Raw genomic sequence first — 16,018 nt, 5'->3', positions numbered from 1 at the left:
TTTAGTAGAGATAGGCACGGTAATTGCTTGCATAAGTATGGCTTAATTGTTAAACCTGCGACATGTGGCGTGTAAAACTACTGGCGAGCGGGAGTCGTGGGAATTCGACCCTTGTCCAGTCCGATCACGGCGCATTTTTGGTAGATGCGGGATTGAGTGGAAGGGAGCTAGTGCGCCGCCTGGAAGCAGAGGGTGTGTTAGTAGAGGAGCTGGAAGGCGTTTTAATCACCCACGAGCACGGTGATCACATCGATGCTTTGCCGGTGTTGGCTAAACGACATAAACTAAAGCTTTATGCAAATCGTGGCACAGCTACGGTGTTGCGTAAAAAGTTTCTTGCAGACTATCCGGAGTGGCGGGTTTTTGAGACAGGACAAGTTTTTTCATTGGCCGGCGTAGCGATTCGAACGCATAAGATTTCTCACGATGCAGTGGAACCGATCGCAATTGTCATGGATTACGGCAATGCTCGATTTGGAATTATCACAGACTTAGGCAAGGCTACTCATCTTGATGTGCATGCGTTCCAAGGCTTGAACGGTTTAATCCTTGAGGCGAATTACGATCTGACGATGCTTCACAATGATCCCTTGCGGCCTTGGGATGTAAAACAGCGAATCCTTTCTCGTTTTGGTCACCTATCGAATGAGGCTGCACGTGATTTTTTGTTAGGGGTTGCATGGGAAGGTTTACAAAGGGTTATTTTGGGACATCTCAGTGAAGACTGTAACTCTCCAGATGTTGCCTTGCGTTGCGTGCAGTCGGGGCTACGTGAGCACGGCATGGATAAAATTGAGGTCTGTGTTGCATCGCAAGATAGGGGGGCTGAAGCTTGGGTGATGTAGGAATAGTAAGGAAGTGAAATGAGATAATGTTTACCCTCACGTGGCTCCTTTTTTCTTGGCTTATCGAAGTGACGCTCATGGCGGCAGCTATTTATCATAGCTGGAAACTTCTCCGAGGCACGAGAGGCGCACGTGTATTGGCTGGACTTGTGCTTGTGATGGTAGTGGCTTTGGCTGTTACTCAGATTTTGCAACTCAAAGTCATCAGCTATCTAATTTTGAAAATCAGCGGGTTTTTCTTTATTGCGCTGGTAGTTATTTTTCAACCTGAAGTGCGTCAATTACTTGCGGATCTTGGCAGCAAATCGACACGTATAGCATCTCGGGTGCAGACGGAGGTGATAGAAGCTGTTGTTTCAGCCATAGAAATTCTTCAGCAGGAGAAACTTGGAGCCCTAATCGCCTTTGAGCGCGCCGTCTCATATGCTCCTGGTCGCGAGACAGGGACTGTGCTCGATGCAAAAGTGAGCACGGATCTAATTGTGACCTTATTTCACAACAGAACGCCTTTGCATGATGGAGGGGTTATCATAAAGGATGACCGTATAGTCGTAGCTGCAGCAATCTTTCCCGTGTCTGAGGATAACAGCCTTTCTCGAACTTGCGGGCTTCGTCATCGTGCAGCCTTGGGGCTGAGTGAGCAGACTGACGCTATAGTAGTTATTCTTTCCGAAGAGAGTGGGACTATTGCAGTGGCACACGGTGGAAAACTTATTCAACCTCTGACTTCAGATGAGCTGAGATCTTACTTGACAGAAAAACTTATCTGAGTAATTATTGCTCATGATAGAAATTGTCAGGCGTGTTCTTATTCACAACTGGAAGGAAAAACTTTTATGTTTTACAATTGCTTTGCTGATATGGACATACATTAAAAACGAGATTGAGCCTGGCATATTTGACCAGCTTTTAACAGGAACATTAAACAAGCCGAGGTGACAAAATTACCTACTAAGATTTGATTGGTCATGGGTTATTTATTTGGCACAGATGGTATCCGCGGTGTTGCGAATCAAGAGCCGGTCACAGCAGAGATTGCACTGCGACTTGGGAAGGCAGTGGCACAGGTATTTTCGGAGACAGGTCGCAGGCGGGTGCTTGTGGGGCGCGATACTCGGCTATCTTGCGACATGCTGGAGTCAGCCGTCGTAGCTGGGCTCACCTCAGGCGGCATGGACGTTACGCTCCTTGGAGTTGTTCCCACTCCTGCGGTGGCTTTATTAACCAAGAATTTTGGGGCTGCTGCAGGCATTATGATCAGTGCCTCTCATAATTCCTTCGAGGATAACGGGCTAAAAGTTTTTCAAAGTGACGGTTACAAATGTTCACCTGAGATCGAGGCCCATCTTGAAAACCTCATTTTACAAAAGGGGATGGATACGACTAGCCCTATTGGATTTGGTATTGGCCGTGTATCATATTTTGAGAATGCAGCTGGCTTTTACAAGCTTAAGGCTCAAGACTCCTTTTCTTTCACCGAGCGGCTTCATGGTATAAAGATCGTCGTTGACTGCGCAAATGGGGCAGCAACTGAGACGACACCGTCTGTCTTGCGCGAGCTAGGTGCTGAAGTGATAACCATCCATGCCCAACCAGACGGTTGTAATATCAATCATCATTGCGGGAGCACCCATCCAGAGGCACTGCTACAAGCCATGAAAGAACATCAAGCTCAAATTGGAATTGCTCATGACGGAGATGCTGATCGTGTGCTTCTTTGCGATGAAAATCATGAACTGCTCGATGGGGATGAGATTCTAGCCATAATCGCCCTCGATTTTCTGAAACAGAAACGTCTTCAACATGCAACTGTCGTCGCCACTCATATGTCCAACTTGGGCTTAGACGAGGCTTTGAGTCAGGCTGGGGGCAAAGTTGTTCGTGTCCCGATTGGTGACAAGCATGTTATAGAGGAAATGCTTCGGGGAGATTATAATTTAGGGGGGGAACAATCCGGCCATATTATCGTGAGAGACTATGCTACGACTGGCGACGGTCTGGTGACAGCCCTTCAAATTTTACGGATTATGAAAGTGTCTCATCAGCCATTAAGCCAGCTTCGCAAATGCATAAATAAATACCCACAAGCTCAGTTCAATGTGAACGTGCGTGAAAAACCGCCACTTGAAAGCATTCCTGAGATCACTCAAGCCCTCAGAGAAGCTGAGAAAGCGTTGGGTAATCAGGGGCGAGTTTTGCTTCGTTACTCAGGCACAGAGCCTAAGATTAGGTTGTTAGTCGAAGCCAAAAATGCAGATCAAGTTTCTTACATTTCCAATCACATTCTACAACCTATAAAGTCAGTCCTTGGCACCTAGCGCTTATTCTCCTTCTGTTGTATTGATTGGTCCTGGTTTTTTGGGCTCTGCTTTGGCTTCTTGTCTTATCAAAATAGTCCCTCAACTCATCTGCATCACTCGTCAACCCCAGCGCGCAATGGAGCTTAGCGCCCGATCTATCCCTACGTTGAGTCTCGATATTACAGCACCGCAGAGTTTGGAATTGTTGCCGTTTCGACAACCGACCCTGATACTCCACATGGCATCTACGCGTGGCGGCGATGAGGAAGCCTATCGGAGCCTTTATTATGAAACAATTGCTCGCCTAATTCGGCATTTCCCTGAGAGCAAGATTCTTTTTGTCTCCTCAACATCTGTCTATGGACAAAAAGATGGTTCGATCGTGACGGAGTCATCACTCGCTGAGCCTTCCACGGGCACAGGCCGCATTCTCCGAGATTCAGAAGAGTTAGTGCTTTCAAAAGGCGGCGTCGTAGCTCGTCTTTCTGGCCTTTATGGGCCTGGACGCTGGGCACTTGTGGAAAAACTACTTCGTGGTGTGGCGACACTCGACGCAGATGGAGAACGGGTGCTTAACCAAATTCATCGAGATGATGCTGTGCCAGCTCTTTTGTTACTCATTCGAAAGATCCTGGAGGATCCAGACAGCCTACCTCATCCAAGAATTTATAATGTAACAGATGACACACCTGTAACGCAAAAAGAATTCTATACTTATCTGTGTAGCTGGCTTGATCGACCACTTCCCTTGGTTGCCCCGCCTAATCCTCATCGCAAACGTGGCTTGACGAGTAAGCGTGTATCTAATCAGAAAATGCGAGCATTGGGTTGGAAGCCTCGTTTTTCTAGCTTTCGCGAGGCTTTACCTTCTGTGTTGCCGACTCTCCACGCGGTGTGAGGTTATATTCCTTGAGCAAAGCGATTTCTTCATTGCGAATTTGCGAAGCGGAAACACCCGTTAGGAGATCTTCTGCTTCGGCGATCCGTTTGTTAGCCGCCAAAACGGCGGCGTAAATAGCGCGCCAGGAGGGTTGGAGCGTTTTCCAGTCAACTGGTAAGTTATCTAAGGGCCCCAGTGCCTTCTCCGGATCTTGCTGCCTAAGATACGCTAGGGCTAGGGTGATTCGAAAGGCTAGCATGTGCGGGAGCGTCTCGACGAGATGTTGGGCAACCTGAAAAGATTCCTGTATTTTTTCTTTTAGTAACAAATTCAGATAGGCAAGGTCGTTGCGGATCACGGGGTCTTGGGGGGTCAGCTTCACCATGCGTTCGTAAACATGTCGTAAAGCTTCAGTATCGGGGAGTTGTTGACGTAGGCGCACGAGAGCAAGGTAGGCAATGCGTGCTGCCATCGTATGGCCCGTCAATCTCTCGTAAGCTGCGATCGCATTATGAATTGCACCTATGCGTTCGGCATATTGGGCTAGATACATGAGGGGCTGCGCGCCGTTGGCAGCACTCAGAGCCCGTGTCCAGGCTAGTTGGGCATCCTCTGGTTGATTGAGCTCTTTTAAGGCGCGGTATGTATAGAGGTGGAGGATGTAAGTGGGTAACGGACAACGTTCTTTTTGAAGAATTCTGAGCACTTCTTCCCAGCGCTTAAGAGAGGCCAGAGCATCCATGCGGATCAAGAAGTAATCTTGACGACGCAAGGCAGCCTCCGGGCTGATCACCTGAAGCACGCGTTCGAAATTACGTGTTTGATTGAGCCAGCGACCGAGTTCTACAAGTTCCTCAGGAGTTTTGGAATATTGTTGGATCGCTTTTTGAATCAGGGCATCATGTTCGTCAGGGCGGTAACGAATCTCAATCGTGTAAGCTAGAAGTTTCTCTTTGGTCTTGCTCAATGGATGAGAACGCAGCCGTGAGATGAGCCGCTCAGCATCAGACTGAGGCAGATTGAGGTCTTGTGCTAAAAGACGAATAGCATCTAATGCGATACGATCGTTGCGCTGTATCAAATCCATGAGGATTTGACGGGCTTCAAGGTGATCTTTTTCATCTTTTGAAAGCGATAATACTCGGGATAGAAGAAAATAAGCTTCAGCGAAATTAGGAGAGATCTGGATAGCCTGGCGGAGGCATCTTTCGGCGGTCTTGTTATCTCCGTTGCGGAGGGAGAGTTGGGCCATAAGCATCAGGTTACTAGGCTTTGATGGGTTTTCTTGGTAGAGCCGATTGACAAGGGTCTCGGCTAGGTCACGTTGACCGATAGCTATGGCAAAGGATGCCATCTCTCGCTGATCTTCCTCGGTGGCTTTGCCGTCGTTGAGTAAGGAACGCCAAAAGAATAAGGCTTGCTCGGAACCATGTTGAGCAAAGAAGCGTGCTAAATTACGCCGAGCGCGGGGAAGACCTGGGGAGAGATTGTAGGCTGCTTGCAATTTTTCGATGACTTTTTCATAGTCTTCATTTGCGATCAACGCTTCTGCTTCTCCACAGAGCATATGAGCACGCCAAAGTTTAAGCCCACGCCAGGTCGGGAGTGCGAGCAAGAACAAGACGATGACTGAAAGAATAATGACAACCAACCGAACTCGCGGGTCACGGAAGACCTCACTATTTGTATTCGCTGCAGGATTGGCAAGATCCGTCATCTGAAAAAATTACATTAGAATAACTCGCAACAGAGTAAAGTGGATAGGAGCGCTTTGTATTAGGTTTTTTTCTGGACTGCCTATGAGGGCAAAAAAGTGTTGTTAGTTAAAAAAAACTTGACCATACAAGCCTCATTTGCTTACATAAAGGTATGAAAATTATCACATTATCCGCATGTGCCATAGCTTTAATTTTACACCTATGCTCAAATAAGGCCGAAGCAGAGTTTCGCGTTTTAGCAGTCAAAACAGCCGCAAACGTAGTAGGCGGGGAAGGAATAGTTGCAGGACAGATTCTACCATCCGGGACGACCGTTAGGACGGGCCCAACGGGGCAACTTATAGCACAATACAAAAATACATTCAACATCTTTCAAATCACTTCTAACACCACTGTTCGCTTTGGTGTAGGCAACATACGCCAAATCAGTGAGATCACGCGGCGTATGATGTATATGCCTGTGAGTTGGACTTGGAATCCCAGGACAAACCGGCCGGCATATTTGCCCGTTCAAGATCGAGGGAGTCAAGCTACTGTCCGGGGAATCTTGTTTGAGATCATGAGTGGTGGAGTAATGTTTAATGTCGATATGGAAGGCGAAGATGTGGATGTGAAGTCTTTCCAAGCAAATACATCTCTCGGGCAAGGGGTTTTCGATCCTAGCCGACCGAGTAAGATCATGATTTTTCATCAGAAGGGTGAGGGTAATCCAGCCCCTCAAGTGCCAGGTGCTCGCATGGGGGAATTTACTGCATACATTGTGCCAAAAGACGATGACGCCCGCTTAGATGTCGTGGGGAGGAATACTGTTATCAACACTAAGATCGACGAAGAAGCAGAGGACAAAAAAGACAATCGCGTGGATGAGCTCTTCGCTGCCTTTAAGGAAGGTTCTGGGGAAACTAAGCCAGCAGGCAACTTACTCTATCTCGAATATATGGCCGATTACATTCTTCCTGACTTCAAGGATTTCGATGGCAAAGTCGCTACAGTAATGAACGGTGGCAGTATTGCAAATCCGGGAACGATTTCGACTGGGCTTGTGCCTCCACAAGATCAGCCGCCTGTCATTCCGACAGACCCAGTGCAAGGCCCGAATCCAGCAAGTCAATAACCTTCTCTTAGCTATACTTTCCAACGCCGCAATCAGACGAAGGAATAATCATTGGTAAGGCTAGACCAGTTAAGTTTATTATCAGAGGAGGCTTCTGTCCTTAGGGATAAATGCGGTGCCTTAATAAGGCATTTTCAAGTAGGTGAAAAGGGGTTCGGTGCTACGCATCCCAGCATCATGGGGGTGATTAACCTTTCCCCCGACTCATGGTATCGAGAGAGTGTATCCTTAAGCACTCAGGCTGCTATACGACGTGGCTTGATTCTCAAGGCACAAGGAGCGGATATTGTTGATGTTGGTGCTGAATCCTCATTGGCCCACGCTGCGAGAGTTGATGCTGCACTGCAGAATTCGCGTTTGTTACCTGTAGTTCGTCGGTTGAGTGAGGAAGGACTACTAGTCTCAGTAGAGACTTATCAACCTGAGGTGACTCGTGCTTGCTTCGAAGCTGGAGCCAGAATTCTTAATTTAACCGGAAGTCGCTCAGCGACGGAGCATTATCGAGTGGTCGCGGATTACGATGGTGCAGTGATTCTTTGTTTCGTCGAGGGTGAGAATGTGCGGGAAGTCGGGGACCTTGATTTAAGCCGAGAAGGCATGGAAAAGATGAAAGATTATTTTCGGCGTCGAATAGATGAAGCGATGGGCTGTGGTGTTCAAAAAATTTGGATAGATCCAGGATTGGGATTTTATTATCGAAATTTGCAGGACAGCGCATTACGCATCCGTTATCAGATCGATATTTTCCTGAAGTGTTACCGCTTATGGGAGTTGGGCTGGCCAATTTGCAATGCCCTGCCGCACGCCTTTGAATGCTTTGAAGAAGAGGTGCGCTCGGCTGAGGGATTATTTGCTGTGTTGGCGCTCTTGGGAGGCACGCATTTATTCAGGACTCATGAGGTTCCGAAGGTGCGTGCTGTGCTTCAGACACTATCTTTGTGGCCTTAGAATCTAAACTGTCGGTAGTTGGTCCGTAGCTAGAAGACTCTGTAGATTGAGATATGCATGGTTGCTCACCAAGGGGAATATTTGTTGTCTCGTGGCTTAACAAGGGAAGGGATTCTTGAAGGAGTTCGTTATATGTTTTAAAGTGCACCTTACAAAGCCGCTCGAGGGTATCAGCTCCATGTTTTCGGAGAATTTCAAGCGCTGCTTCTTTTACTTGTGAGGCACCTTTAGGAAGCGGAACGCCTACTTCGAGGCTGAGTTGGTGAAGTCGATCGATGAATTCTGCTCGAGCAAGTATCGAAGCGGCAGCAACGGCTATATCTTTTTCTGCGTTGGTGCGTTGTCGTAGAGGGATTTTTTTGTGACGACGCAAAAGTTCCTTCTCGAGGACGATAGGATCTGCAAATTGGTCCGATAGAGCGAAGTGTGCTTTGGGAGCACGCAAAATGAGATCTTCGATTACTGTGGCATGTGCCCAAGCAAGCAGACGGTTTAAATTTTTAAACTCTGCATAAAGTTCACTGTAGCGAAGCGGCATTAAGACGAGAATTTTAAAGCTCTGAGAACCTATAGTTGTCTTAATTTCACGAGCTAATTTTTTGGCCTGCATGTCGCTTTTGATTTTTTTGCTGTCGCGAATCCTGGCTTGCATTAAGGCACGGGATGTCTCTTCGTCGGTATAGACTCCGGCGACTACCAGTGGGCCAAAAAAATCGCCTTTCCCGCATTCGTCCACGCCGATATGTGGCTCGAAAAGTTCAGGTTCAAGGATTTCCTCATATCCAAGTGTTGCTTTTTGCAGAACATCAGGCTCGAGGATAAACGTAACAAAATCTTTTGCTCCCTTGCCTTGGATAACGACTGCACCGGAGTCATAAGCTGAGACAGTGACTTTATCTCCATTTGCCTTGAAGTGGGTGTAGGGCGCACGTTCTATATCGAAATGGTATTCTTCGAGTTTTTTGCGGAGCAACTCGATTTGAGAGAGAGTAAGGTTGTAAGTAAAAGTTGTCTCTTTATCCTTGTGCATCCGTGAGTTGTTTATGGATTTTTCGACGAAAAACGAAGAGAAAAATGTAAAAAAATTGTCGCTGCTTCTTCTTCGTTGGTTTCGTAAAAATAAACGCGATCTACCCTGGCGTCACACTCGGGATCCTTATGCCATCATGGTTTCCGAGATGATGCTCCAGCAGACGCAAGTTAAAACAGTTATTCCTTACTACCATAAATGGTTGCATCGCTGGCCAGATTGGAACTCTCTTGCAAAGAGTAATGAGGAAGAGGTGATCAAAGCGTGGGAAGGGCTTGGATATTACTCTCGAGCTCGAGCATTGCTTGCCATCGCAAGGATTGTAGTGCAACGGGAAGATCAAACGCTGCCTCGCACACGTGAAGAACTTATGGAATTACCCGGCGTCGGCCCTTATACTGCAGGAGCAGTGGCAAGCATTGCTTTTGGTCAACGTGTGTCCGCTATAGATGGTAATGTAATCCGTGTCGTATCGCGGGTGTGGGGCTTAGATATTTCGTCGTCTACCCGAGAGCGATACAAGAAAGTCGAAACATTTATTCAACAACTGCTTCCTCGCTCAGGCTTAAAATGTGGTGATTTCAATCAAGCTTTAATGGAGCTTGGAGCAACTCTATGCACGCCTCGATCTCCGGATTGTTTGCAATGCCCATGGAATGAGGATTGCGAGTTCAATCAAAAGAAACGCCCTTCGTGTTTTGTTTATAAAACAAAGAAGAAAATCACCAAGTCCCGCAGTGAGACTTGGGCATGGTTAGTAGAAAAAGGGAAACTTTGGTGCCAGAGACCTTCTAATGACAAATTGCTGCAAGGACTTTGGACTTTACCGGCTTATGATCCACATAAGATGATTGCTGAAAAGGTGTTGGAGGAGATACGCTTTAGCATTTCTAATACGCGCGTTACTGCTAAGATAATTGCTTGTAGTCGAAAGCCCCACATTGACGATTTTGGATCGAATGCGGCACTTTTAAGTCCTCAAGAAATTCAAGCCCTCCCCTTTGCCGCCGCTCCGAGAAAATTTATTCGCAAGATGGGATGGACAACCCTGTGATAAGGCATTCTAATGCTCTTATGGAGCAAGGCGAAATTCTCGACACTTTTCGATCATGCGGGGCTTTTCTGGAAGGCCATTTTATCCTGCGATCCGGACGTCACAGTCGAGTTTTTTTTCAATGCGCTAAGGTGCTTCAGTATCCTTCTTTGGCTGAAAAATTATGCCAAGCACTTGCTAAGAGAATTCGTGACGATAACTTTTCTCACGTTATTTCGCCTGCCTTAGGGGGTCTTTTAGTAGGACATGAAATTGCACGTGCATTAAAAAAACCACATTTCTTCGCTGAAAAAAAAGATGGGAGATTTGCTGTGCGGCGTTTTGAGATTGCACCGGGCATGAAGTTTCTTGTTGCTGAGGATGTGGTGACTACTGGTAGTGCAGTGAATGAGGTTATTCAAATTGTGCGGGAGGCTGGGGCCCAAATCACTGGCGTGGCTTGTCTTGTATGCCGCTCTGAGGAGGAAGAAGTTCCAGATTGGGGTGTGCCGTTTTATTATTTACTTCGGTTACCCACCGAGACTTTTTCTGCCGATGAATTGCCTGCGGATTTAAGAGCTGTTCCAGCAGTAAAACCTGGAAGTTGAAGTATTATATTATGAAGAAGTCGCCTTATAGTGTGGATGATTTGTTGGAGATTATGGCTCGACTGCGCGGGCCGGACGGATGCCCTTGGGATCGGGAGCAGACGCATCGAAGTATCAAAGGACATCTCATAGAAGAATGCTACGAACTAATAGATGCCATCGATCGGGATGATTATGAAGAGATGAAGGAGGAAGCAGGAGATCTACTGTTGCATGTAATCTTTCATGCTCAGATGGCGAGTGAGAAAGGAAAATTTAATTTTTACGACATCGTTCAGACACTTGCTCAGAAGCTAATCCGCAGACATCCTCACGTTTTTGGATCGGAGCGGGTGAGCAATGCCGACGAAGTGCTCACTCAATGGAATGCTATCAAAAGAACTGAAAAACCAGAGCGCACTGATCCTTTGCAATCTTTGCCGACTGGTCTCCCCCCTCTGCAACGAGCCTTCAAACTTCAAAAAATCGCTGCGCAACATTTTCTCGATTGGCCAGAGGCAAAATCGATTATTCCCAAGATCAAAGAGGAATTAGATGAGCTCGATAGCGCCATCGCTGATGCTAAGCACGAAAGAATTGAAGAAGAGCTAGGCGATCTTTTCTTTACGTTCATCAATCTTGCACGCCGTTTGAACATCGATGCCGACAGCGCTCTTGCTCGGGCAAACCAGAAGTTTTCTGCTCGGTTGGCTGTTTTTCTAAAAAGGGCTGCAGAGAAAGAGCTGGACCTCTCTCGGGCTTCTCAAGAGGAGATAGACCAGCTTTGGTCCGAGGCGAAAAGTTCCGCAGAGGCTTGAAAAGTTATTTTGAGGGCGCTGGATTCGGCGGGGGTTGAGGTGCCTCTTGCACAGTAGTTTCAGTGGGCGCGGGAGCCTGGGCTGCGGGAGGCGGCTGAGGAGCAGCTTGTCCCACAGGTGCAGGCTGCAGTCTCCATGGCTTAAAGATTGCGAGGCGCTCCACTTGATGAGCTCGTAGTGGCGGATCGTGAATAGCCAAAGGGAGATATTGTTTCATCACCCAAAAGCCGAATACTAAAGCCAGGCTCAGGATGACATTTGGTATGAATGAAGTCATCCGCGGGAAGCAGCGGTAAAATATGTAGTAGAAGACGAGCCCCGCCATGATGTAGGTGAAAATCAGCGGCGGAAAATAGTGGTAGAGATACATGACGCGCTCTAGCCCGTAGAGAGGCAGCATGTAGGCTAACCACATCCACATCATCATGCAGATTGCGTTTGCAATCAGGCGATCTTTAGGGACGATTCCGTAAAATATTCGGCCCAAAAGCATCGTCATCGACATGATCAACCCAATCAGGCCGACTGACCAAGTGAATGGATTAGCGACGAGCCTTTTGTATCGGACTTCGTCCCCTTGAGAGTCCCAGCGATAACTAATCGATCGTATCCCTAGCGGCCAGAACAAAGGATGGCTGCCCATCTCATTGGGATTGTCGTAGCTCAATGGAGCAATATCAGTATGCAGCTTATATCCATACTTTATGTTATCTAGAATGGCCACCGGTAGAACGAATATGCTGCCTCCCTGCCCCGCCAAAATCTTCTCTTTATAGTAATCCGATGCAGAGTAGAGATTGCCAACGGGGTTAGGCGTCAATTTAATATGTATCGTCCAGACCCCTAAAAAGGATATGAGAAGAGGCACGATGAAAACTACTGCATCCCGCGCCCCGCGGATAAAAAACATTTCCCAATACATCTGCCGTGTGCCCTTATTTTTTTCTTTTTCAGCTCGGTTAATGGTAAGTAAGGGAATAAGGACAAGTTGAAAGGCCATACGGATATGCCAGCGGATAAAGCGCCAGCGCTGTTTTAGATAAATCAAGACCGGCAAAATTAACAAAAACCAAGCTGTGAATTTTGTTGCCATAGCCAATCCCACAGAGAAACCCAGGATAATATAGTCCGCGTGAGTGGTCTTGGGCTTAAGCACCATGTCGATAAATTTCCAAACGGCCAGTAAGATGAAAAAGATCAGCGTCGAATCCAACATTGCAGCTCGATGGTGACAAATGCCTGCGGTGTCCATTAAATAAATGGCTGCAAAGCCTACCGACGTGAAATGATGCTTTGTGACTCGGTAGATTATTAAAAAAATCAGCACTCCAACGCCTGCTGCGAAAAGACCGGGGAAAAACCGCACACCCTTGAATGAATAACCTGGCGGGACACGGTCGACGAAATCGTTATCGTGTATCCACTTTTTGTCTATGTCTTTATTGGGATTGAGCAACTTCTCCCCAAGAGCCAAAAACATTATTGCCAGTGGCGGATGTGCATGCATGAAGAATGTGCCGTGTAGATATTTTTCAACGAAAGAGAGGTAGTAGTTTTCATCCCAAAAAAGCTTGTCTGGCTTCTCATTGCCAACAACAAATGCGAAAATACCGCCGATGAAAACAAGCACTGCACATACCGCGCTCACCCACTCGTTTACTCTTCGTGAGTCTGTGGTGATCTCTTTACCAAGGACAACTTTCTTTATCTCCTTTTTGGTCTCTTCGTGTGTCAGGGTAGATGCCATATCAAACAACTTCGAATTTTTCAGACTAGCCTTTTCAAGACAAGTTGTTTTTTAATTTTATCCATATAAAAATTCCGAGCTTAAACCATAAGCGCACAATTGTGGGCAATCATGCACAATCAGCTTCTCAAAAAAACTATTACCTTATAATTTCGATCCATGCGAAAGTGGCTGACAGTAATTATTCCCTTATGGCTAGTTGTGATTTTGTTGGCAGCCTGTGTCACACTTCCCGACACGGGCAAACAAGCCTTCATCATGTTCACCCCGCAACAAGAAGCTCAAATGGGCTTTGCAGCTTTTAACCAGCTGCGACGCTCGCAAAAAATAAGCAACGACCCCAAAGCCCGAGCCCTCGTGGCACGTGTCGTCAACCGCATCACTCCTCATGTCACTGCAGGAGCTACACAGTGGGATTATGAGGTTTTTGAAGACGAAGACCCGAATGCATTTGCTTTGCCTGGCGGAAAAATCGGCGTGCACACGGGCCTCATCGCCCTTGCAGAGAATGAAGCAGGTCTTGCGACAGTCATCGGCCATGAATGCGCTCACGTCTCTCAGCGTCACGGAGGGCAACGCATGACTCAGCAAATGACAGCCGCTCTTGTAGGCGGTCTCCTCGGTGCCAGCATCGGAGGTCAAGACCGACGAAAGCAACAAATTTTTATGCAATCTTTTGGCATCATGACAGGCCTAGGGATTCTCGCCTTTAGTCGTCAGCATGAGCGCGAAGCTGACGCTCTAGGCCTACACTACATGGCCAAAGCCGGCTACGATCCTCGCGAGGCCCTAAAATTTTGGCAACGCATGGTCAAAGCCACCGCCAACAAACCACGTCCACCCCTTTGGCTGAGCTCTCATCCAGCTGATTCTGAGCGGATACAACGCATCCAAGCTCTAATTCCGCAAGTGCTCCCTATCTACGAGCAGTCTCGCATGTAATCTGGATAGCACTTTCTGAGCCAATACGTCACACTATCTGAGCCACTTTGGCACAACTGGACTCAGAACTGCCATTAGCGAAGGCTACACAAGCTTTTTGTAGACAGGCACTTAGCTAATATAAGCCATGTTGGCCTATAGTTTGCTATTCCTTGAGCGTTATGGCTAGAATTCTCGGAATCGACCTCGGCACCACCAATTCCTGCATGGCCGTCATGGAAGGCGGCCAGCCAGTTGTCCTAGAAAACTCCGAAGGCGCACGCACCACTCCCTCTGTCGTTGCCTTCACCAAGACAGGTGAGCGCCTCGTCGGGCAAGCTGCCAAGAGGCAAGCCGTCACCAACCCACGAAACACCATTTTTTCAGTAAAACGCTTCATGGGACGCAAATTTTCAGAAGTCCAAGACGAAATCAAACGCGTCCCCTACAAAGTCGTCCCCGCTCCCAACGGAGACGCCCACATCGAGGTAGAGATCGCTGGGCAACGCAAGGTTTACTCTCCACAAGAAATCTCGGCTTTTATCCTCGCTAAACTCAAAGCCGACGCTGAAGCCAAGCTAGGAGAGCCAGTCACCCAGGCTGTCATCACAGTCCCAGCATACTTCAACGACAGCCAGCGCCAAGCTACTAAAGACGCCGGCAAGATCGCAGGCCTTGAAGTCCTTCGCATCATCAATGAGCCTACGGCTGCCTCCCTCGCCTATGGCCTAGACCGCAAGAAAGACGAAAAGATCGCAGTCTATGACCTAGGAGGCGGCACGTTCGACATCTCCATCCTAGAAATAGGCGACGGAGTTTTTGAAGTAAAAGCGACCAACGGCGACACACACCTGGGTGGAGATGATTGGGACAATGCCATCATAGACTGGCTAGTGACAGAATTTCAGAGGGAAGAGGGAATCGATTTACGTCGTCAGCCAGATGCCATGCAACGTCTAAAAGAAGAAGCAGAGCGGGCCAAGATCGCCCTCTCTTCGACGTTGGAATATGAAATCAATCTTCCATTCATAACCGCTGACCAAACCGGCCCAAAGCACATTCAAAAGAAACTCACTCGTGCCAAACTCGAGCAACTCACAGACCACCTCGCCGAGCGCACAATTGCTCCTGTTAAAAACTGCCTCCAAGATGCCAAGCTTACAATTAACGACATCCACGAGCTCGTCCTCGTCGGAGGCATGACACGCATGCCCAAAATCATCGAAACAGCACGCCGCCTCATAGGGAAAGAGCCTCATAAAGGCGTTAATCCCGATGAAGTCGTAGCAATCGGAGCCGCCATCCAGGCTGGCGTGATCAAAGGCGACGTCAAAGACGTCTTGCTGCTCGACGTCACCCCCCTCACCCTTGCCATCGAGACAGCCGGAGGAATCGCTACTCCCATGATTCCCCGCAACACAACCATCCCCACAAAGAAATCTCAGATATTCAGCACCTATTCCGATAACCAACCAGGAGTTGAGATCAAAGTTCTCCAAGGCGAACGCCCCATGGCGCGCGACAACAAACTACTCGGCGTCTTCCATCTTGACGGCATTCCCCCAGCCCCACGAGGAGTTCCACAAATTGAAGTGACCTTCGACATCGACGCAAACGGCATACTCCACGTCTCCGCCAAAGACCTTGGCACAGGGAAGGAACAAAAAATCTCCATCACAGGCTCCAGCGGCCTGAGCAAAGAAGAAATCGAGCGCATGATAAAAGAAGCCGAAATCAACGCTGCACGCGATAAAGCCGCTCGTGAAAGATCAGAAATCCGCAACCAAGGTGACAGCACTGCTTACCTAGCAGAAAAGACCTTGCGCGAGCTCGGAGCAAAGATTCCCAGCAACCGCAAAACGGAAATCGAAAACGCAATCGCTCACCTCAAAGAAACTCTGAAAGGCGATGACACCGATGCCATCAAGCGAGCTACCGACGATCTCAATCAAAAAATACAAGCCGTCTCAGCAGAACTCTACCAACAAGCATCTGCCCAGACATTTTCGGGAGGTGGAAACACCACTTCAACCAAATCTAACGACGATTTTGAGATTGTTGACGACAAAAAATAAAC

14 protein-coding genes are annotated in these 16,018 nt (G+C 47.8%); 11 read left to right on the top strand and 3 right to left on the bottom strand.

Annotated features, from left to right (window positions below; translation table 11 throughout):
- The first annotated feature begins 62 nt into the window (after positions 1-62).
- The 4 genes from NZM04_06930 to NZM04_06915 all read left to right on the top strand — a co-directional run bounded on the left by NZM04_06930 (position 63) and on the right by NZM04_06915 (position 4,043).
- Positions 63-845 carry an MBL fold metallo-hydrolase gene (locus tag NZM04_06930; protein ID MCS7063760.1) on the top strand — a complete coding sequence of 261 codons (783 nt, stop codon included), beginning with the start codon at positions 63-65 and terminating at the stop codon, positions 843-845.
- A gap of 26 nt (positions 846-871) precedes the next feature.
- Complete coding sequence (cdaA, locus tag NZM04_06925; GenBank protein ID MCS7063759.1) at positions 872-1,615, top strand: diadenylate cyclase CdaA; 744 nt, start codon at positions 872-874, stop codon at positions 1,613-1,615.
- A gap of 198 nt (positions 1,616-1,813) precedes the next feature.
- Positions 1,814-3,163, top strand: coding sequence for a phosphoglucosamine mutase (gene glmM, locus NZM04_06920; protein ID MCS7063758.1), 1,350 nt, complete (start codon positions 1,814-1,816; stop codon positions 3,161-3,163).
- Positions 3,164-3,203: 40 nt separating this feature from the next.
- Positions 3,204-4,043 carry an NAD-dependent epimerase/dehydratase family protein gene (locus NZM04_06915; protein ID MCS7063757.1) on the top strand — a complete coding sequence of 280 codons (840 nt, stop codon included), beginning with the start codon at positions 3,204-3,206 and terminating at the stop codon, positions 4,041-4,043.
- On the opposite strand, the gene NZM04_06910 is transcribed toward NZM04_06915, so the two are convergent.
- Positions 3,991-5,742, bottom strand: a complete 1,752-nt coding sequence (locus tag NZM04_06910; protein ID MCS7063756.1) for a tetratricopeptide repeat protein — start codon at positions 5,740-5,742, stop codon at positions 3,991-3,993. The two genes, NZM04_06915 and NZM04_06910, sit on opposite strands and share 53 nt — an antisense overlap.
- 152 nt (positions 5,743-5,894) lie before the next feature.
- Between NZM04_06910 and NZM04_06905 the strand changes: the two genes are divergently transcribed.
- Complete coding sequence (locus NZM04_06905) at positions 5,895-6,857, top strand: hypothetical protein (GenBank protein ID MCS7063755.1); 963 nt, start codon at positions 5,895-5,897, stop codon at positions 6,855-6,857.
- A 177-nt stretch (positions 6,858-7,034) separates the two neighbouring features.
- A complete protein-coding gene (locus NZM04_06900) occupies positions 7,035-7,805 on the top strand; it encodes a dihydropteroate synthase (protein ID MCS7063754.1) in 771 nt (256 codons plus the stop codon).
- Here NZM04_06900 and rnhC read toward each other — a convergent pair.
- Entirely contained in the window at positions 7,744-8,835 is a 1,092-nt protein-coding gene (gene rnhC, locus NZM04_06895; GenBank protein ID MCS7063753.1) for a ribonuclease HIII, read from the bottom strand. The two genes, NZM04_06900 and rnhC, sit on opposite strands and share 62 nt — an antisense overlap.
- A 13-nt stretch (positions 8,836-8,848) precedes the next feature.
- Here rnhC and NZM04_06890 point away from each other — a divergent pair, with 13 nt between their 5' ends.
- From NZM04_06890 to mazG, 3 genes are read left to right on the top strand one after another with little or no spacing between them, the layout of a single operon-like run.
- Complete coding sequence (locus NZM04_06890) at positions 8,849-9,889, top strand: A/G-specific adenine glycosylase (protein MCS7063752.1); 1,041 nt, start codon at positions 8,849-8,851, stop codon at positions 9,887-9,889.
- On the top strand, positions 9,886-10,476 hold the full coding sequence (gene pyrE / locus NZM04_06885; GenBank protein ID MCS7063751.1) for an orotate phosphoribosyltransferase: 591 nt from the start codon (positions 9,886-9,888) through the stop codon (positions 10,474-10,476). Before NZM04_06890 ends, pyrE begins: the two co-directional genes overlap by 4 nt.
- An 11-nt stretch (positions 10,477-10,487) precedes the next feature.
- Complete coding sequence (mazG, locus tag NZM04_06880) at positions 10,488-11,273, top strand: nucleoside triphosphate pyrophosphohydrolase (protein MCS7063750.1); 786 nt, start codon at positions 10,488-10,490, stop codon at positions 11,271-11,273.
- Positions 11,274-11,277: 4 nt separating this feature from the next.
- On the opposite strand, the gene NZM04_06875 is transcribed toward mazG, so the two are convergent.
- Entirely contained in the window at positions 11,278-13,020 is a 1,743-nt protein-coding gene (locus NZM04_06875) for a phospholipid carrier-dependent glycosyltransferase (GenBank protein MCS7063749.1), read from the bottom strand.
- A gap of 159 nt (positions 13,021-13,179) precedes the next feature.
- Here NZM04_06875 and NZM04_06870 point away from each other — a divergent pair, with 159 nt between their 5' ends.
- Both NZM04_06870 and dnaK read left to right on the top strand, forming a co-directional pair.
- Positions 13,180-13,962: a M48 family metallopeptidase gene (locus tag NZM04_06870; protein ID MCS7063748.1), complete on the top strand. Its 783-nt coding sequence runs from the start codon at positions 13,180-13,182 to the stop codon at positions 13,960-13,962.
- A gap of 161 nt (positions 13,963-14,123) precedes the next feature.
- A complete protein-coding gene (gene dnaK, locus NZM04_06865; protein MCS7063747.1) occupies positions 14,124-16,016 on the top strand; it encodes a molecular chaperone DnaK in 1,893 nt (630 codons plus the stop codon).
- Positions 16,017-16,018: the final 2 nt, after the last annotated feature.

It is taken from the genome of Candidatus Methylacidiphilales bacterium, from assembly GCA_025056655.1.
Classification (GTDB): domain Bacteria; phylum Verrucomicrobiota; class Verrucomicrobiia; order Methylacidiphilales; family JANWVL01; genus JANWVL01.
This window is presented reverse-complemented; position numbering and strand designations above follow the sequence as displayed.

Coding starts and splice junctions, on each gene's coding strand:
- NZM04_06930 (MCS7063760.1), top strand. CDS start 63: ATGTGGCGTGTAAAACTACTGGCGAGCGGGAGTCGTGGGAATTCGACC.
- cdaA (MCS7063759.1), top strand. CDS start 872: ATGTTTACCCTCACGTGGCTCCTTTTTTCTTGGCTTATCGAAGTGACG.
- glmM (MCS7063758.1), top strand. CDS start 1,814: ATGGGTTATTTATTTGGCACAGATGGTATCCGCGGTGTTGCGAATCAA.
- NZM04_06910 (MCS7063756.1), bottom strand. CDS start 5,742: ATGACGGATCTTGCCAATCCTGCAGCGAATACAAATAGTGAGGTCTTC.
- NZM04_06905 (MCS7063755.1), top strand. CDS start 5,895: ATGAAAATTATCACATTATCCGCATGTGCCATAGCTTTAATTTTACAC.
- NZM04_06900 (MCS7063754.1), top strand. CDS start 7,035: ATGGGGGTGATTAACCTTTCCCCCGACTCATGGTATCGAGAGAGTGTA.
- rnhC (MCS7063753.1), bottom strand. CDS start 8,835: ATGCACAAGGATAAAGAGACAACTTTTACTTACAACCTTACTCTCTCT.
- NZM04_06890 (MCS7063752.1), top strand. CDS start 8,849: ATGGATTTTTCGACGAAAAACGAAGAGAAAAATGTAAAAAAATTGTCG.
- mazG (MCS7063750.1), top strand. CDS start 10,488: ATGAAGAAGTCGCCTTATAGTGTGGATGATTTGTTGGAGATTATGGCT.
- NZM04_06875 (MCS7063749.1), bottom strand. CDS start 13,020: ATGGCATCTACCCTGACACACGAAGAGACCAAAAAGGAGATAAAGAAA.
- NZM04_06870 (MCS7063748.1), top strand. CDS start 13,180: ATGCGAAAGTGGCTGACAGTAATTATTCCCTTATGGCTAGTTGTGATT.
- dnaK (MCS7063747.1), top strand. CDS start 14,124: ATGGCTAGAATTCTCGGAATCGACCTCGGCACCACCAATTCCTGCATG.